The 18,822-nt window shown below is 45.0% G+C and carries 14 protein-coding genes; 10 read left to right on the forward strand and 4 right to left on the reverse strand.

Annotated features, from left to right (window positions below; translation table 11 throughout):
- Nucleotides 1-260: 260 nt before the first annotated feature.
- From J3369_RS10200 to J3369_RS10215, 4 genes are all read left to right on the forward strand, one after another.
- Nucleotides 261-1,055, forward strand: coding sequence for a 3-keto-disaccharide hydrolase (locus J3369_RS10200; RefSeq protein ID WP_349586366.1), 795 nt, complete (start codon nt 261-263; stop codon nt 1,053-1,055).
- Nucleotides 1,056-1,295: 240 nt separating this feature from the next.
- Nucleotides 1,296-3,995, forward strand: coding sequence for a TonB-dependent receptor (locus J3369_RS10205; protein WP_349586369.1), 2,700 nt, complete (start codon nt 1,296-1,298; stop codon nt 3,993-3,995).
- A gap of 78 nt (nt 3,996-4,073) precedes the next feature.
- Nucleotides 4,074-6,488: a glycosyl hydrolase 115 family protein gene (locus J3369_RS10210; protein WP_349586372.1), complete on the forward strand. Its 2,415-nt coding sequence runs from the start codon at nt 4,074-4,076 to the stop codon at nt 6,486-6,488.
- Nucleotides 6,489-6,537: 49 nt separating this feature from the next.
- Nucleotides 6,538-6,891: a HopJ type III effector protein gene (locus tag J3369_RS10215; protein ID WP_349586374.1), complete on the forward strand. Its 354-nt coding sequence runs from the start codon at nt 6,538-6,540 to the stop codon at nt 6,889-6,891.
- Nucleotides 6,892-6,904: 13 nt separating this feature from the next.
- Here the strand turns inward: J3369_RS10215 and J3369_RS10220 are convergent, their stop codons facing one another.
- On the reverse strand, nt 6,905-7,966 hold the full coding sequence (locus J3369_RS10220) for a tyrosine-type recombinase/integrase (RefSeq protein ID WP_349586377.1): 1,062 nt from the start codon (nt 7,964-7,966) through the stop codon (nt 6,905-6,907).
- A gap of 150 nt (nt 7,967-8,116) precedes the next feature.
- Nucleotides 8,117-10,924, reverse strand: coding sequence for a glycine betaine ABC transporter substrate-binding protein (locus J3369_RS10225; RefSeq protein ID WP_349586380.1), 2,808 nt, complete (start codon nt 10,922-10,924; stop codon nt 8,117-8,119).
- 1,429 nt (nt 10,925-12,353) lie between these two features.
- Between J3369_RS10225 and J3369_RS10230 the strand changes: the two genes are divergently transcribed.
- Nucleotides 12,354-13,049: a DUF4145 domain-containing protein gene (locus J3369_RS10230; RefSeq protein ID WP_349586382.1), complete on the forward strand. Its 696-nt coding sequence runs from the start codon at nt 12,354-12,356 to the stop codon at nt 13,047-13,049.
- Between the two features lie 192 nt (nt 13,050-13,241).
- On the opposite strand, the gene J3369_RS10235 is transcribed toward J3369_RS10230, so the two are convergent.
- Entirely contained in the window at nt 13,242-13,637 is a 396-nt protein-coding gene (locus tag J3369_RS10235; protein ID WP_349586384.1) for a helix-turn-helix domain-containing protein, read from the reverse strand.
- 203 nt (nt 13,638-13,840) lie between these two features.
- Between J3369_RS10235 and J3369_RS10240 the strand changes: the two genes are divergently transcribed.
- The 3 genes from J3369_RS10240 to J3369_RS10250 all read left to right on the forward strand — a co-directional run bounded on the left by J3369_RS10240 (nt 13,841) and on the right by J3369_RS10250 (nt 16,367).
- On the forward strand, nt 13,841-14,872 hold the full coding sequence (locus tag J3369_RS10240) for a phage/plasmid replication protein, II/X family (RefSeq protein WP_349586386.1): 1,032 nt from the start codon (nt 13,841-13,843) through the stop codon (nt 14,870-14,872).
- Entirely contained in the window at nt 14,869-15,309 is a 441-nt protein-coding gene (locus tag J3369_RS10245; RefSeq protein WP_349586389.1) for a hypothetical protein, read from the forward strand. Before J3369_RS10240 ends, J3369_RS10245 begins: the two co-directional genes overlap by 4 nt.
- 362 nt (nt 15,310-15,671) lie before the next feature.
- A complete protein-coding gene (locus J3369_RS10250) occupies nt 15,672-16,367 on the forward strand; it encodes a DUF4145 domain-containing protein (protein WP_349586382.1) in 696 nt (231 codons plus the stop codon).
- A gap of 192 nt (nt 16,368-16,559) precedes the next feature.
- Here the strand turns inward: J3369_RS10250 and J3369_RS10255 are convergent, their stop codons facing one another.
- Nucleotides 16,560-16,955: a helix-turn-helix domain-containing protein gene (locus J3369_RS10255; RefSeq protein ID WP_349586384.1), complete on the reverse strand. Its 396-nt coding sequence runs from the start codon at nt 16,953-16,955 to the stop codon at nt 16,560-16,562.
- 203 nt (nt 16,956-17,158) lie between these two features.
- On the opposite strand from J3369_RS10255, the gene J3369_RS10260 reads away from it, so the two are divergent.
- Both J3369_RS10260 and J3369_RS10265 read left to right on the forward strand, forming a co-directional pair.
- Entirely contained in the window at nt 17,159-18,190 is a 1,032-nt protein-coding gene (locus J3369_RS10260; RefSeq protein WP_349586386.1) for a phage/plasmid replication protein, II/X family, read from the forward strand.
- The gene (locus tag J3369_RS10265; protein ID WP_349586389.1) at nt 18,187-18,627 is read left to right on the forward strand and encodes a hypothetical protein; all 441 of its coding nucleotides are present in this window, start codon (nt 18,187-18,189) and stop codon (nt 18,625-18,627) included. The genes J3369_RS10260 and J3369_RS10265 overlap by 4 nt, the downstream gene beginning before the upstream one ends.
- Nucleotides 18,628-18,822: the final 195 nt, after the last annotated feature.

The following is an 18,822-nucleotide window of genomic DNA, read 5'->3' on the forward strand; positions in this document are numbered from 1 at the left end:
ATTTATCCTTTTTTAAAGTTATTTTTCCATACTATTTTCAGTCGGTTAGAAAGGCGGCTTGATAAATAGTCATGAAATAGTGCGATGAAACCGGATGAAATGCAATGCTCTGTAGTGATTGATGACCAGCTCCTGTGATTAAGTTTCTCCTTTTTTGAGTTTTACAATTGGAACTTATTACAGAAAAACTACGGTTTATATTGGCTGTGTACCGGGACAGTGATAGACAAGTCAGTTAAACCGACATCACTGGTATCCCTATGATTACAAGACTACCCGTTTCTCATTTTGTTATTCTGCTTAGTAGTTTGCTGACTCTTTCTGCATGCTCAACGACTCAAAACAACGTTGATGGCTGGCAAAATTTACTGTCTCCGGCAGAACAGAAAAACTGGACTGCAAAAATTAATCATCATCCTTCAGGGGTAAATTTTGCCAACACATTCCGGTTTTCAGGAGATATGCTACTTGTACGTTATGATGGCTATGATGACTTCAACGAACAATTCGGCCATCTTTTCTATGAAGCTGAATTAACCAACTTTCATCTCAAATTTGAGTACCGCTTTACCGGAGACTTTCTCGAAAGCGCCCCGGGCTACGCACGATTAAACAGTGGTGTAATGTTTGCCAGTCAGTCTGCTGATTCCATCCTCACGGATCAAAACTGGCCGGTTTCGGTGGAAATGCAGCTGTTGGCTGAGCGTGAAGCCGGTGTAGCAAGACCTACAGGAAATATGTGTTCGCCCGGTACTGAAATTTATTATCAGGGCGGCATTTATCCTGAACACTGCCTTAACTCGTCATCGCCCACGTTCCCCGCCGGTGAATGGGTGAGGGGCGAACTGATCGTTAAAGACGGGCACGTTACTCAACTTATCAATGATGATGTGGTTCTTGAATATGATTTAGCTCTCGCTAAAAAGGACGATCTGGTCACCGGTGAAAACCCGGCGACATGGGAACAGATGAAAAACCTGAAGTCAGGTTATATTGCATTTCAAAGTGAAGGGCAGCCCATTGATTTTAAGAATATTTACTTAAAAATACTGTGAATGGCCAGCCTCTTCAAGCTCACTCTCACCGGTCACTGCCTGAAGCGTTTCCTGCGTTGTAAAATAGTTTTGTCACCGGAAAATTATTCATAATTGAAACCCGGTGACACAAAATGACGTCATATAATTGATTTTGATTGACCCTGAATATCTTCAAATTTAACGTGAATTTATTGTAAATAAATGGTGAAAAGTCATACGGTTTGAATGTGTGACCTTTCACTCTTCAAAGGATCCGTTATGAAATTGAAGAAACTGTCACTCTCCATTATTACCGTATTGCATGCTGGCTTAACTACAAATGCGCTAGCTCAGGAGAACACACAGGAGAGCGCTACCGGCGACCAGTTAGAAGTTATCGAAGTAAAAGGCTTTCGAAGCTCACTGAACAAATCCCTGCTGACAAAACGCGCTAACGTGAATTCCATGGAGTCCATATCTGCCGAAGATATTGGTAAGTTTCCAGATCTAAACTTAGCTGAATCGCTACAACGTATTTCCGGGGTATCAATCAGCCGCGAAGGCGGCGAGGGCAGACGTATCACACTGCGGGGCCTCGGCCCGGACTTTACCCGTGCAACACTGAACGGTATGGAAATACCGGCGGAAACTGATCAGCTGGACTCGTCAATTTCCGCTCTGAGCGGCGGGCGTGCATTTGACTTCAATGTATTTGCGTCTGAATTATTTAATCGTGTGGACGTGCAAAAATCTCCCACTGCATCAATGGAAGAAGGTGGCATCGCGGGTTCTGTTAATCTGTATACCGCCAAGCCTTTTGATAATCCCGGCTTTCATTATGCCGGCTCAGCGCAGGCGAACTACAACGATGTTTCTGAAGAGACCAACCCCCGCACGGCAGTGATGGTAAGCAATACCTTTGACGATGATAAATTTGGTGTCCTTTTTTCACTGGCTTATTCGACCCGAAACGTTAACCAGCAAGGGTTCGGAACCGTAGGCTGGCAAACGCCCGTTAACAATAATATGACTTACGCGGACACCAGCAGTACAAGCGTTACCGGCTCGCCTGCCAACTCAGATTGTCAGTTAGATGGCGCAAGTGTCGATACAATTAATTGTTTGTATGCGCCCCGAATTCCACGACCGGATTATTTCGGTAACGAACAGACCCGCCTGGGTATTACGTCTTCATTCCAGTATGCGCCGGCTGATAATGTGTTACTTACCTTTGACTACCTACACTCACAATTGGAAAACGAACGTTCGTACTATCACATGTACGCCATGTTCAGAAACTACTTCAATCAAATTACGCCAACATCGGTGACCGTTGCCCCTAATGGTCAGCAAATTATTGCCGGGCAATTTGATGGCGTGACCAACCGGGTTGAGAGCCGTGAAACCACCAGTGATACAGCATTTAATCAATATGTGTTATCGGGTGAGTTTGGCTTAACAGACCGGCTCATCGTCGATGCCATGGTGGGTTATGCAGAAATCGATTTTTCCCGTGATGAATTCCGTCACATTATGGACAGCACTGAGCCGCATAGTTTCGGGTTCGATTTTACAGATAACCCCAATGCTGCGCTGCTCGACTTCCAGTTCGATTATAACGATCCTGCTCTGTACAACTTATCCTCTTATGATTTGCAGGATCAGACTGATAAAGAAAACCTGACCGCCAAATTTGATGGTAAATATGTGGCGGATATGGTCGAAATTAAGGCAGGTGTGGCGTACAACAACCGTAAAGTCTCCCGCCAATACTTCGGGTTGCCAACTTTTTCAACGGGATCGGCAGAAGGCTTAACAGAAATGTTGCCCATCAGTAATTTTGGCGACGGCTTCGACGGAAATTTGTTTCCTTTTGTGGTGGCTGATTTTGATGCAGTAAAAGACGCTATCGGCCCGCTAAACTGGCAATCCCAGGATCAGAAAAATACGCAGGTGGAAGAAGAGACCATGGCTGTGTATCTGGAGTTTAATACAGACTTCGATATCGCTGATATGATTTTGCGTACTAACTTTGGTATGCGTTATGTTGATACCACCGCCACGTCAACGGGATATATTCGCCTGGAAGACTCCGTAGAAACCATCGTCGCTGAACATGATTATAAGAACTTTTTACCGGCTCTGAACCTGGCATTAGAGCCGGCAGATGATCTTATCGTGCGTTTAGGTCTGACGCGGTCAATGACACGCCCAAGCTTAAATACGCTAAACCCGGGTAATCCTGCTTTTCGCTACATCGAAGGATTCGTGACGGTGGGCAACCCGTATCTTGACCCCTATGTGTCGAACAATGTGGACTTTGGCGTAGAGTGGTATTTTGACGAAGAGTCATTATTGTCTGCCACACTGTTTTACAAGGACATAGAAACTTACATTCGCAGCACACAGGAAGAAAAACTGGTCGACAGCATTTATTACACGGCAATCAATAACGATCCGGTTTATGACCCCGCGATAACCGTTAATCCGTTCAGCGAACCCTATACTCATTACTCCTACGACAATGGTGACGGCACAACGATAAATGGTATTGAAATCAGCTACCAGCAGCCATTTAACTTTCTGCCTGCGCCGTTTGATAATTTTGGTACTGTGGCGAACTATACCCGGGTAAGTTCAGGAGAAATTGTCGGCGTTTCTGAAAATTCCTACAATTTCACCTTGTACTATGAAACTGAAAAGTATGGTGCCCGCCTGTCGGCAAACAGCAGGGATGACTATTTCATCGAAGTGCCCGGCATCACCGGCAATGCCCAAAATGGTGTAACAGGCCCGACGAATATCGACTTTTCCTCGTTTTATAACTGGTCGGAAAAGCTGACGTTCTCCTTTGAAGTGATCAACCTGACGGATGAGTATTCGCGGCTGTTCGTCACCGGCGACGGTTCGCTGGACATGGTGCGGGAATATAACAACACAGGAAGACAGTTCTTCCTTGGCGTGCGCTATCACAACTAGACAGCTTCACCTTACGGGGTCATAAGTTCTTATGACCCCGTTCTTATCCCGCAACACTTTATTCAGGCCAACCTCACTATGCTCAACCATTGCTTTCTCTTTTTTCTCATGCTCACTGCGGCACCCGTCACAATTTCTGCCGAAGAACGTTTCACTATTTCTGTCGATGAACCGGCTGCGCGTTTTATTGTTGTGGAAAGTAGTGATCCGCTCATTGAATGGGCAGCCAAAGATGTGGCGGAAGATTTATCTGTGCGTACCGGTTCGACCTTTGTTGTGGTCAAACGTGATGACGAGGCGGCTTCAACACCATTCATTCGCATAAATGTTGATGACTCGTTACCGCCACTCAATGCCAGCGCATTTCCTCATGGAAATCATGAAGCATTTGCCATTTACACAAAACAGAACTCTCTGGTGATCACCGGCGCTGATGTCCGGGGCACGGTGTACGGGCTGTTCACGTTAGCAGAAAAAATGGGCATTTCACCCTGGCAATGGTGGGCGAACGTGCCAGTGAAAAAAGCCACCTCGCCGCTTACGCTGGGCAAGTTACCTGTTATTGAAGGTCCCGCTGTGAAGTACCGCGGCATTTTTATTAACGATGAAGACTGGGGCATGCTGCCGTGGGCATCTCAAACATTCGAGCCAGATACAGCCAATATAGGGCCCCGGACTTATGAAAAAGTTTTTCAGTTATTGCTCAGATTAAAAGCCAATACCATCTGGCCTGCTATGCATCCGGGAACCCGAGCCTTCTTCACAGTGCCGGGCAACAAGGAAATGGCACAGCGCTACCGCATTCATGTAGGCAGTTCTCATGCAGAACCCATGTTGAGAAACAATGTGGATGAATGGGACAAGCAGCAATCAGGTGATTTCAATTACACGAATAATGCCGCCAGGGTCAATAAATACTGGCGAAGCCGTGTTGAGCAGGTCAGTGATATGTCTGATCTTGCAATGTTTACCCTGGGTATGCGCGGCATCCATGACAGCGGAATGGAAGGTATCAATTCACAGCAGCAAGCCAAAGACACTTTACAGCAGGCTATCAATACCCAGCGTGCACAACTTAAAGCGGTTTTTGAAAAGCCCGCTGAAACGCTTATGCAAATGTTTACGCCTTATAAAGAAGTACTCTCACTGTACGAAATGGGATTGTCTGTGCCTGACGATGTCACACTGGTGTGGCCCGACGATAACTACGGTTATATCCGCCGGCACAGTAATCGTGCTGAACAAACACGGTCAGGCGGAGCAGGGGTGTACTACCATTTAAGCTATTGGGGCAGACCCCATGATTACCTGTGGCTGAGCAGTACCCACCCCGCGTTAATACAGTTTGAAATGCAACGGGCATTTGAAAATGGTGCTGACCGTATCTGGATAGCAAATGTGGGTGACATCAAGCCCCTCGAATACAATATGGAATGGTTCTTACATCTCGGGTGGCACGGGCCGGATAAAGTGTCTGACGCAAAGACGTTCGCTACTTATCAGTTGGGCAGAGATTTTGCGATTTCTGAACCACAATACGCTGCAGATCTGTTATTTGTCTATTACCATCTGGCTTTTATCCGACGCCCGGAATTCATGGGATGGAGTCAAACCGAACCCACGATACAAACCCAATTATCCGGCTGGAACGGAAAAACCATTGAAAACCGTCTTCAGCAATACCAAATGCTTGAGACATCCATTTTCGAACTGAGTAAAAGCATTCAGCCGGATGAGCAATCAGCCTGGTTTCAGCTTATGAGCTATCCGGTGCAGGCGTCCTCAGAAATGAATAAAAAGTGGCTGTTCAGGCACAAAGCTGCTTTTACAGTCTCACAATCTGTAGTTGATAAGCTGATGGAAAAAGCACTGGATGCACATAACACTATCGACGGGCTAACTCAGCAATATAACAGATTGTCTGAAGGAAAATGGGCCGGCATGATGGATGCTGCACCGCGCAAACTGCCGGTTTTTAGCAAGCCGGAAATGATTACGTTGACGAATGACGAAAAGCAAAAGCGTAAAAGAGATAACAACGGATCCCAAAGTAAGCAAATCAAACCGGCATCAGTAAAATTTATTTCACCTGAGGGTTACAGCTGGCAGGAAGTACGAGATCTCGGCTATTCCGGCAAAGCATTAACACTTTATCCGCTGAAGCAACAACACTTCTCAGAAAAGGCCGCTGTTACATACCTGTTCAACCTTGACATTGCACAGGATGTAACGTTAAACGTTGCCACGTTACCTGTGCATTCCAATGATTTTTCTCATGAGATCGCAATATCTCTGGCACAAAAACCAGTGACGATATTCACGCTGAACACCATAGGACGAAGCGAGCAGTGGAAGCAGGGCGTATTGAATAACCGCATTCAGAATAGTGTCAATCTGGGAAGGCTGAGTAAGGGTACTCACAATGTGACCCTTTCAGTGAATCAAAACGGTATTGTTATTGATGAGGTCTGGCTATCTGAACATGGTTCTTAGCAAGAGAATAGGGCACAATGCCGGCTGTTTTTTAAATAGTGGAGTTCTTATGTCTTTCAGTAGTGTTGAAGCGTTAACCTCTCAACTGGCCAGCGCCCCGGATGAAATTGTATTCAGCGATGTGATTTCGTTTGTTGACGATAACTACATTTTTACGCCTTCGGCTTTCAGCAATGGCGCAGTCAACAATGAAGCGAATCAAAATAACGGGTCTTGTAAACTGTTGGCCCTCGGCCAGCTGTTAAGTTTAACACAGGCGCAGACACTCGCACTTTTTGGCAGTTATTACCGTGATGATGTGCTTAAGCACCCCGAAGGAACCGATCATGCAAATATTCGCAATTTCATGGTCTCAGGATTCGACGGTTTGCAGTTTGATACATTTCCGCTAGCGGAAAAATAAGGCGCCCGTTTATTTAACTCCGGCGCTTTTGTCGCTTTGTTAATCTGGCCATGCCGCCTTGTTTAACAGCCGCCTGCTGGCCATAGTGACCAGGCATTTCCGGAGAGCGCCAGCCTCCGGCAAGCTGCATTTCAGGTAGCGTGGCACCATTTTCTGCAAGCGAAACAGCCGCACCCACACGACCGCTGTGAGGGGTAATATTTTCCTGAATACCAGCCAGGGCAGCGATGCGTTTCCAGGTGCGATAAATGCTCGAATATTCAAGCTTCGGGGCCTGTTTGAAATTCGCAGCTTCATCATAAGGCAGCAGAGCATGGCCTCTGTTTGAGACCCGGCGGAACAATACACCTTTGTTTATCCTTCGCGGATCATCTTCATTTCGCTCAACTTTTTGCTGAGGGTCATAATTCGCTTCAGCGATATACTCATCAATCATATCCAGAGTATTGGGAGAAATGTAGCGGTACTGGCCTTTGCCGGTCTGGTCACTTTTTGATGTTAAGACGAGCAGGGCATTAGTACGTTTATTGATGTCAGATAAACAAACGCGAACGACTTCATCGGCCCTGAGCAGCGCATCGAACATCAGATTAATCATGGCCAGATCGCGCATTTCCAGCAGCGTGTCCGGGATCACGCGTTCATTAATTTTTTCCAGTAAATCCAGTGTCAGCGGTACAGCCTGATGGTGACTGAACTGGTATTTTTCATTCTCAGCCAGCGACAGCCGGATGAAGTCTTTAAGATAGACAGACTGCACAATGGGGTTCGGTAATTTGGCAATACCCAGGAATTTACTCAACGCGCTGAGCCTGCGTTTGATGGTGCGGTAAGCCAGTGGCGACTGACATAACATCTCTACATAACGTTTGACACAGAGTTCATTATTTTCAAATGAGGCATTGAATCCGCTCAATCCGGATTGCTCACAGAATATAACAAACTCGTTGAAATCGCTGATGTAAGCACGCTGCGTGTTACGGGGTAACCGTGAGAAAATATCATTGAAGTACTGATTCACAGCATCGCGGTAACAGTCTGTAAACTGTAACTGCTGAGATGCCGGCAACTTCATGTCAGATCCTTAAAATATACAGGTATTTAAAAGGGTGGCACGCATGAAGGGTAAAAGCCGGCATACGTGGGAGTACGATGCCGGTAGTATATCTAAATTGATATTGACTGTATACAAATACAGTTGTTGTGTGTGTCGGGCAGGGAAAGCCTATTCAGCGCTATCCCGTAAAGTAAAACCCGTCAGCCATTCAAGGATCAAATCTTTATGATTGTCAGCCCATTGTTGAGACACGGTTTCAATATCCTCACCATTTTCTACTGCGGAGAGCATTGCCACCAGTTCCGCGTCATCAATCACAAACCGGTTTAACAGCTTCACCAGCTCGGGGGAACGCTCTTCCAGTTGCGAACGAAAACCCAGTTTGATTTCACTTTGCGGCCAGGAGGTGCCTGTGGTGAGTTCATTGAGTCCCTGAGCTTTGAAAATGGCTTGCCATGTTGCGGCGTCATGTGCTGGCTCTTCCACAAAGTGTACATGGCGGTTTCCAAACAATGCATCAGGGTAATAGCAGAAGAATAAGCCCGGCTGTTCATTCTGATTGTTGCGGTTAATCAGCTGCTCCAGTAAGTCCAGGTCGAACACATGATAGTCATAATACGCATCCAGACCATAGGCGTTAAGGCGTCGCTTCTCAATTGCCACTGATGCCCAGCCTTTGGCTCCCACCCAAATATCACCGCGACCATTACCGGACAAGTCAAAACGTGAAGCGTTTTCCGGAATAACCAGATCGTTTACTGCTAACGTCGCCGTCGCTGTAAAATCGGTATAACAGAGACCTTGTTTTCCCATGCCGGCGCTTTCACCCAATTTAACCGTTTCGAACGCCCGCACATACCGGCGGATCAGGTCGGCATTGTTAGCCAGCCAGATATCCGGATGCACATCAATGTCGCCGTCGTGCTGGCCCATCTGTTTAAAGGCTTGCTCATGAGTAACGTTGATGAGCTGTGCCCGCGACTCTGTGTGTTCATTAATAATCATGGCAAGAATATGAGCTTTAACTTGAGCGGTCGGCCAGTCCAGTAAGGCAATATTCAGTTCGGCGTTATTTAAATCGCGCTTCGACAGAATGGGCGCTGACTCATCCCGCTTCACATCATCCAGCGTTTCATATAAAAAGCCGTAGCCGAATCCACAAAACAAAAACACAAAAATACTGAAAATCCAGTAACTGTGACTCACGGTTTCGGGACCGACCGTTTTCAGGCTCAGACTACGCTCTACAGCTTCATGCTGCCCGTCAAAATCTTGCGCGCCTGATTTCTGCTTAAATTCGTCTGCATATTCCAGTAAATCCCGGCACACCAGCGCGTGATCGTGGCGGATCTGGATATACTGATTCCGTTCATTAATAACCAGAATGAGAAATATAACCGAAGTAGCCAGAATGAGCGCAAACAAGGCCGTGGAGAAACTTTCAGGACGAAATATGAGTGAGAAGAAGACGTTCGTTGCGCCAAGCAAGATGAGAATGACCAGTTCTTCCGGTGGAATTCTGTCACTTTCCATGGTCATTAGTTTCTGACCCACCTGGAAATTATCCAGCAAACGCTCACGATATAACGGAGTATTTTCGGTGCCGGCAATCAGTACTTTCTTAATGTCCTGAATTTCCAGCTGAGCATTGCGCATATCCTTTGTGCCGTTAAAAGCTCGTAAGAACACGTATAAATGTTTAACGATATAATTATTTATCAGTGCTTTGTACTTCTCTGCAGATACGCCGCCGGCTGGTGCAGAGGAGGGGAGTTGCATCACCGAATCATTAAACTCTACCAGCAAACGTTCCCGTTCCCGGTTAAGGGATGTTGTCCGCTCCAGAGCAAAAGTACCCAACAGGACAAAAAAGACCGTGGATACAGCGAGTAAATCGTAATACGAGTCAATGGGATAAGTTGGCGCGAATAACACCCATATCCCCACCATACATACGGTACTGAAAAGAATGAGCAGCGATGAACGCAGAGGAAAGCGCAGTCCTAGAAAAATATTCGCCGACACAATAAGAACTGATGCGACCGCTTCATACTGATTGAGTAATCTGCCCTGTAGCAAAGCAAGGATCACTACCGCGCCGACAGGCATGAAATACCAGAACACGCTGACAGACGCATTGGTCGCCGAAAATACGGATAAATCGTAGAGCAAACTTCCCAGTGCCAGAATAGCAATACCGGCAAAGGCCACCAGCGCATAATCCATATAATCAAATTGATTTGCTGAGTCGCCAAACAAAAACAGGATAGCGAGCATACCAGGGGCAGCCACACAACGAACACCTGATTCAGTCAGTAAAGCTTTATTCAAAGATCTGAGGTTGAGAGCATTTTTATCTGAGATAGCAGACCAGGCATCCATGCATTTCATGCGCATATAGCAGTTAATTGCCATAGCAAGCCCGCCTGATGCCGCCAGCAAAATGGTATTTATCATCGGACTTTCCAGCAGCAGCCAGTCTGCAATATCCAGATTCGGGCTCATCAGAACGATGAAACCGGCAAACGCTGCTGCAGAGAAAATATAATCGTTCGCAGTGGTTGTTCTGTGCTTTTTACGCAACGTGCTGTCTATGTAGAAAAATACAATCGGCCAGGCTTCGAATATGAGAATGGCAATAACATCAAATTCCTGCGACATGTTCAGTGCAGCATACAAAAGCAGATGGTTTGCACAGATAAGGGCACCGGAAAACAGCGTGGGTACAAGCAGCGCCGGTGTTTTGAAATGGACTGCAATATCAGAGAAAAAGCCTTGTTGCCGCTTTGCAAACATGACCATGACGACCACAAGCGTAGAAATAGCAGCCAGCGTATGCGAAGTAGCAGCGACAAAGATTGGGCTGGAGCGGTCTATCAGGTAGTTAACCACCGGCGGATAAAGCATCCACAACAGAATAGAGGCGCACATTAACACTATGGGTGAACGCATAAATTGAATGACGAGATGCTGCAAGAAGATAGCTCCTTTATCCTGTATTTTAGCGGCGGGAGATAGACGTTTCTCTAATCAATGACCGTTTAATCTGTTGAATAGTATCATGTTTTGCTTTTGTTTATTTTCTAATTTCTTTGAGTTGGAGGTATATGAGTATGCTCAAAACGGGGATGAGGACTTTGTGGATTCACAGAACTGAAACTCACTGGCGCAGAGGACTGATGTATTTAGTACATATAAAAAAAAAGCACTTTAGATTATTCTAACTAACTGAATATAAAATACATTTTTATTCATCACGCATGATAACTGGAATTATCATGCGTGATGAATTCATAGATGAAAAGTATCTGTTTGCAAGAAGTCTGTATATTTATACAGTATTGCGGAAATATTTGAATATCTCTAATTTCAGGCTTCGTACAAACGTTCAATTGTCTGGTGAATGATTCAATAAAGAACTTCTTAAACAATTCAAATCAAACCATCACACGCAAAACATCAGCATTACAGTAATTTCCACATAACACCATTTTGCTCATGTACAAGCACAGCAACAATTTATCATCCATTGAGCAATTCATTTATCCGGCGTTTTCTATGCATTGGTCCGGTAATGCCCGGAAAGCACTTATAGGCATTAAACTTGGAAAACTCTTTAAATTCGGCTAAGCAGATTCTGACAAGCTGTTGCAAAGTCATCATTCAAAAATAATGTCTAACGCCTGAAAACGTATCGTGCGCTACGTGAAATCTGCAAGGTCAGAGGTCGCAATTTTTCTCAGATTTTACGTAGCGTCGCGTAACAATCAGGCACTTTGTTAACCAAAATCCGCACATGCGGAGAATATCAATTTAGATAAGCTGCGTGCTGAGTAATAGAAGGATTTCAGGGAATAAAAAGAACGCTGATGTCTGGTGTTAGATGTTTCATTTATCGTAGACAACGGTAACGGCAATGGTAATGGTAATGGTAATGGAACTAAGCCACTGTAAGTCGCTAATACAAGCGAAAGGAACATGTGCAGCATTCATTTCAAATGCTTTCTGTTGGTGCGCATGATTCCGGCAGATATGTGAACCGCATCGAAAGGCCAACGAGCACAAAGCTACAAGAGAGTGTGCATCAGGCGATATATCAACAGCCGGAAGCGACACTGTGACGCCCCAATCCTTATTAGTACTTAATTGCGCATAATGTATATTTACTAGTCTGCCCTTGGGGACACAAAATAAGGACTCTTTTTGCGGATTTCTATGCCGTATTTTGATGCCAGTTCTTTGGCATGTCTGTAGTATGTTTCCCTGCTCATCAGGAAGTATGGATCGAATCCAAGCAACCATGTAATGTAGGTTCCTCGCAGCCTGCAAGGCATGCGTACCAAAAGTAACTGTTGTTCTACTGTAAGAGTTATGGCTTTATTCATATAAAAATCAAGGATGGAACATGCCTACTATTGTTGGTGAATGCCCTAGATGTAAATCACACCATACTACATTTAATGTTACAGCCCATGTTTATAAAGGAGCTCGTTTTAATGGTGACCATACATACGAAATTTTCTCCGTATGTCGAGCGTGTCACTCACCTTCTATTTTAGATGTGGTGCAATCATATCGCGCTGAAGATGCTAGTCGACTCTTTCGCAGGCCTGAACATGCTGCAGAAATTTTCCAAGTAGATATGTCTTTAAATGACATATTTGATATTACTGGTCACATATCTCTCAAGGATGAGATATCTATTAAATGTCCAGAACATACTCCAGAGCATCTAAAAGTAGTTTTTGAAGAAGGAGCAGCCTGCTTTGCCATATCTTGCTATAACGCTTCTGTAGCAATGTTCCGCTTATGCTTAGACCTCGATACTAAGGAAATAGCTGAAAAACATGATATCTCGGGGATGTTATTCGCGAGGCTTCAAAAGCTGTTTAGTCAGTCATTACTGCCTTCTGACCTTGAAGAGTTATCACATTGTATTCGGGAGAATGGAAATGATGGTGCACATGACGGAACTGTAACAGAAGTTGAAGCTCAAGATATTCTGGACTTTACAGTAAGCTATTTTGAATCTCGATACACCCTTCCAGAAAGGATTAGGCTTAGAAGAGAAGCGAGAAATAAAAGGCATGAACAGAGTTAATTTTTAATGCCGCAAGCGGCATGCAGTGAGCGCAGCGAACGGTAACCTTACAATGCTGAACGAAGGTACTATCCAAAATCGGACATCTCTGTTCTAAAACGGACATTAGCCCATCCTTGTCCTGCCAAACTAAGTTGCGGTGCATGAGCGAACTATCGAAAACCGGCTTTAAAGATAGCTCGCTCGTGATTATCACTTAGCTTCAGTAGCCTGAATCCGCTTAACCAAATCCCCCTGCGGATCTGAGTCGTTTTTATAGGTCTCGCTAACCTGTTTTATGAATTGTTGGTGGTCGTTGAGCTGTTTCCATAAAACGACTGCTGTGCGCATATCCATGCCAGAACGGTAGTCAATCGCACCGATAAAATCCTCTAAAGACATCTTCTCGCCGGATGGCTTATTGAAAATGTCGTTAGCTGTGCAGCCCAGAGCCAGGATAACTTTATCCAGCGTTGAGGCCTTCGGATCCGTATCGTTGTTCTCAATGCGCGAAATCTGCGTTAACTGAATGCCAGCAGCGTTTGCCAGCTGTGATTGCGTTAAGCCTGCACGGAGTCTTAAAGCCTTTACGTTTTCACCTATAGACATGGTTTTTATCCTGATTTACACATATAGGTGAAATCATACACCACGTTTATGCAATGAAACTGTTGATTTGCTCTTTATGTGAATTTATATTTCACATATAGGCGTATTGACAGGTTTTAGGATGCAAACCAAATTCACCAAGTCGGGGAGTCTAGTAATACCCGACTTTAGTCTCAAAATGAGACTCTGCAGGATACAACACGATGATTGATTGGGTGCGTGCCACACTCCCGATCGTTCACGCTCCGCTTAATGCGGGCGAAGTGTTCTGCACGAATGAAAACGGTGAAATCGAATGGCGCACCCCAAAAAGAAAGCAAGCTGTCGGCAGCTATGAAAAGAAAATCTCTATCAAAAGCGTAGGCGCTGACGGGCAGGGAAACGCAACGCATTTATGGATAAGCGGCAACCCTGCCAAATTCCTTCAAGGCCATAACGTGTTTGGCTCAGATAGCCTTACGGCTCTGGTGTACGACACGTTCAAAATCATCATCCGGCAACTTGGTCTGACACCGCAAATATCAGAGATCGCACAGATCCGTGATGGTGCTTACGACATCGGAATGATTGACATAAATTACTCATTCGAACTTCCAACGAAAGCTGACGTTCTGGCATTTATACGTGCTATGGAATTTAAAGCGAAAACCCGCCATGGACGGCCATCTATGAAAGGAGGAACACTTTACTTCGGAAAAACCTCTGAGCGCTGGGCAATTAAACTGTATTGCAAAGCCGAAGAAATCAGAACTAAAAACGGACAGTTACCTGAGCCATTAACCAACCAAGGCATAGAAAACTGGGTAGACAATAAACTGCGGATTGAGCTCCGGTTACACAGAAAAGAACTGGAAAAGCTCGACTTAATTACCGCTAATAAAGTGACGTCTTCCCAAGTGAAAACCGTGTTTAACGAATACTTAGGTAGAATCGAAATGACTGATCAAATCCGCTTAACCAATGATGTCACGGCCAAGTTACCAAACAATTTAGTTGCCACTTATACCTTATGGACTGAGGGCCATGACTTACGCGAAATGATGTCAAAAGCCACATATTACCGGCAGCGCAAAGCGTTGATGGAGTACGGAATTAACATCGATTTACGGCCATGTGAACCGGCAACGACGAACGTTGTGCCGCTGTTCAGAATCCTTGAAGCGAAGCCTGCACAAATACCTGAATGGGCATACAGTAAACAGCTGATTCATCAATCAGCAAGGAATGCATTATGAAAATAGAAGCAGCAATGGACTATGCAAAGCACGCTGATACAGACAAAGAAACGGTGGCTTGTTTATGCAAATGGCGCGGCAAATACTGCGCGTTCAAACTTAGCTATGAAGTGGTTGAAGATGAAGAACCTGAAGATAATGGCCCGAGGTTCAGCATTGAATATGTTGGCGGTAGTTTAAGAGATATGTATGAAGTCGAAGGTGATACATATACCGGTGCAGATCTCGATGCGTTACAGGATGACATGATTGAATCGGTGATAGACCCGGTAAATCTGGACTTCCAGATTTACCCGGCAACATCAGACGCAGAACTTATCCCATACATCTACAACGAACTGATGCCGGAATACATGCCGGCAATCGATACAGTAAAAGACCTTGATGTTTACCAGCATCAGGTCGACCGCGTATTACATCATCTGAAACAAAAGTGAGTGCAGCTGACGCTGCGCTGTGATGCCGCGCAGAGCCTGCGGCGCGCGAGCGAACAGAAGCAGCGTAACCAGAGGCAACCCCCCAATCCACATCAATACTTAATTGCGCATAATGTATATTTACTAGTCTGCCCTTGGGGACACAAAATAAGGACTCTTTTTGCGGATTTCTATGCCGTATTTTGATGCCAGTTCTTTGGCATGTCTGTAGTATGTTTCCCTGCTCATCAGGAAGTATGGATCGAATCCAAGCAACCATGTAATGTAGGTTCCTCGCAGCCTGCAAGGCATGCGTACCAAAAGTAACTGTTGTTCTACTGTAAGAGTTATGGCTTTATTCATATAAAAATCAAGGATGGAACATGCCTACTATTGTTGGTGAATGCCCTAGATGTAAATCACACCATACTACATTTAATGTTACAGCCCATGTTTATAAAGGAGCTCGTTTTAATGGTGACCATACATACGAAATTTTCTCCGTATGTCGAGCGTGTCACTCACCTTCTATTTTAGATGTGGTGCAATCATATCGCGCTGAAGATGCTAGTCGACTCTTTCGCAGGCCTGAACATGCTGCAGAAATTTTCCAAGTAGATATGTCTTTAAATGACATATTTGATATTACTGGTCACATATCTCTCAAGGATGAGATATCTATTAAATGTCCAGAACATACTCCAGAGCATCTAAAAGTAGTTTTTGAAGAAGGAGCAGCCTGCTTTGCCATATCTTGCTATAACGCTTCTGTAGCAATGTTCCGCTTATGCTTAGACCTCGATACTAAGGAAATAGCTGAAAAACATGATATCTCGGGGATGTTATTCGCGAGGCTTCAAAAGCTGTTTAGTCAGTCATTACTGCCTTCTGACCTTGAAGAGTTATCACATTGTATTCGGGAGAATGGAAATGATGGTGCACATGACGGAACTGTAACAGAAGTTGAAGCTCAAGATATTCTGGACTTTACAGTAAGCTATTTTGAATCTCGATACACCCTTCCAGAAAGGATTAGGCTTAGAAGAGAAGCGAGAAATAAAAGGCATGAACAGAGTTAATTTTTAATGCCGCAAGCGGCATGCAGTGAGCGCAGCGAACGGTAACCTTACAATGCTGAACGAAGGTACTATCCAAAATCGGACATCTCTGTTCTAAAACGGACATTAGCCCATCCTTGTCCTGCCAAACTAAGTTGCGGTGCATGAGCGAACTATCGAAAACCGGCTTTAAAGATAGCTCGCTCGTGATTATCACTTAGCTTCAGTAGCCTGAATCCGCTTAACCAAATCCCCCTGCGGATCTGAGTCGTTTTTATAGGTCTCGCTAACCTGTTTTATGAATTGTTGGTGGTCGTTGAGCTGTTTCCATAAAACGACTGCTGTGCGCATATCCATGCCAGAACGGTAGTCAATCGCACCGATAAAATCCTCTAAAGACATCTTCTCGCCGGATGGCTTATTGAAAATGTCGTTAGCTGTGCAGCCCAGAGCCAGGATAACTTTATCCAGCGTTGAGGCCTTCGGATCCGTATCGTTGTTCTCAATGCGCGAAATCTGCGTTAACTGAATGCCAGCAGCGTTTGCCAGCTGTGATTGCGTTAAGCCTGCACGGAGTCTTAAAGCCTTTACGTTTTCACCTATAGACATGGTTTTTATCCTGATTTACACATATAGGTGAAATCATACACCACGTTTATGCAATGAAACTGTTGATTTGCTCTTTATGTGAATTTATATTTCACATATAGGCGTATTGACAGGTTTTAGGATGCAAACCAAATTCACCAAGTCGGGGAGTCTAGTAATACCCGACTTTAGTCTCAAAATGAGACTCTGCAGGATACAACACGATGATTGATTGGGTGCGTGCCACACTCCCGATCGTTCACGCTCCGCTTAATGCGGGCGAAGTGTTCTGCACGAATGAAAACGGTGAAATCGAATGGCGCACCCCAAAAAGAAAGCAAGCTGTCGGCAGCTATGAAAAGAAAATCTCTATCAAAAGCGTAGGCGCTGACGGGCAGGGAAACGCAACGCATTTATGGATAAGCGGCAACCCTGCCAAATTCCTTCAAGGCCATAACGTGTTTGGCTCAGATAGCCTTACGGCTCTGGTGTACGACACGTTCAAAATCATCATCCGGCAACTTGGTCTGACACCGCAAATATCAGAGATCGCACAGATCCGTGATGGTGCTTACGACATCGGAATGATTGACATAAATTACTCATTCGAACTTCCAACGAAAGCTGACGTTCTGGCATTTATACGTGCTATGGAATTTAAAGCGAAAACCCGCCATGGACGGCCATCTATGAAAGGAGGAACACTTTACTTCGGAAAAACCTCTGAGCGCTGGGCAATTAAACTGTATTGCAAAGCCGAAGAAATCAGAACTAAAAACGGACAGTTACCTGAGCCATTAACCAACCAAGGCATAGAAAACTGGGTAGACAATAAACTGCGGATTGAGCTCCGGTTACACAGAAAAGAACTGGAAAAGCTCGACTTAATTACCGCTAATAAAGTGACGTCTTCCCAAGTGAAAACCGTGTTTAACGAATACTTAGGTAGAATCGAAATGACTGATCAAATCCGCTTAACCAATGATGTCACGGCCAAGTTACCAAACAATTTAGTTGCCACTTATACCTTATGGACTGAGGGCCATGACTTACGCGAAATGATGTCAAAAGCCACATATTACCGGCAGCGCAAAGCGTTGATGGAGTACGGAATTAACATCGATTTACGGCCATGTGAACCGGCAACGACGAACGTTGTGCCGCTGTTCAGAATCCTTGAAGCGAAGCCTGCACAAATACCTGAATGGGCATACAGTAAACAGCTGATTCATCAATCAGCAAGGAATGCATTATGAAAATAGAAGCAGCAATGGACTATGCAAAGCACGCTGATACAGACAAAGAAACGGTGGCTTGTTTATGCAAATGGCGCGGCAAATACTGCGCGTTCAAACTTAGCTATGAAGTGGTTGAAGATGAAGAACCTGAAGATAATGGCCCGAGGTTCAGCATTGAATATGTTGGCGGTAGTTTAAGAGATATGTATGAAGTCGAAGGTGATACATATACCGGTGCAGATCTCGATGCGTTACAGGATGACATGATTGAATCGGTGATAGACCCGGTAAATCTGGACTTCCAGATTTACCCGGCAACATCAGACGCAGAACTTATCCCATACATCTACAACGAACTGATGCCGGAATACATGCCGGCAATCGATACAGTAAAAGACCTTGATGTTTACCAGCATCAGGTCGACCGCGTATTACATCATCTGAAACAAAAGTGAGTGCAGCTGACGCTGCGCTGTGATGCCGCGCAGAGCCTGCGGCGCGCGAGCGAACAGAAGCAGCGTAACCAGAGGCAACCCCCCAATCCGCATTAATACTTAATTGCGCATAATGTATATTTACTAGTCTGCCCTTGGGGACACAAAATAAGGACTCTTTTTGCGGATTTCTATGCCGTATTTTGATGCCAGTTC

The organism is Alteromonas sp. NFXS44 (assembly GCF_040148705.1).
GTDB lineage: Bacteria > Pseudomonadota > Gammaproteobacteria > Enterobacterales > Alteromonadaceae > Alteromonas.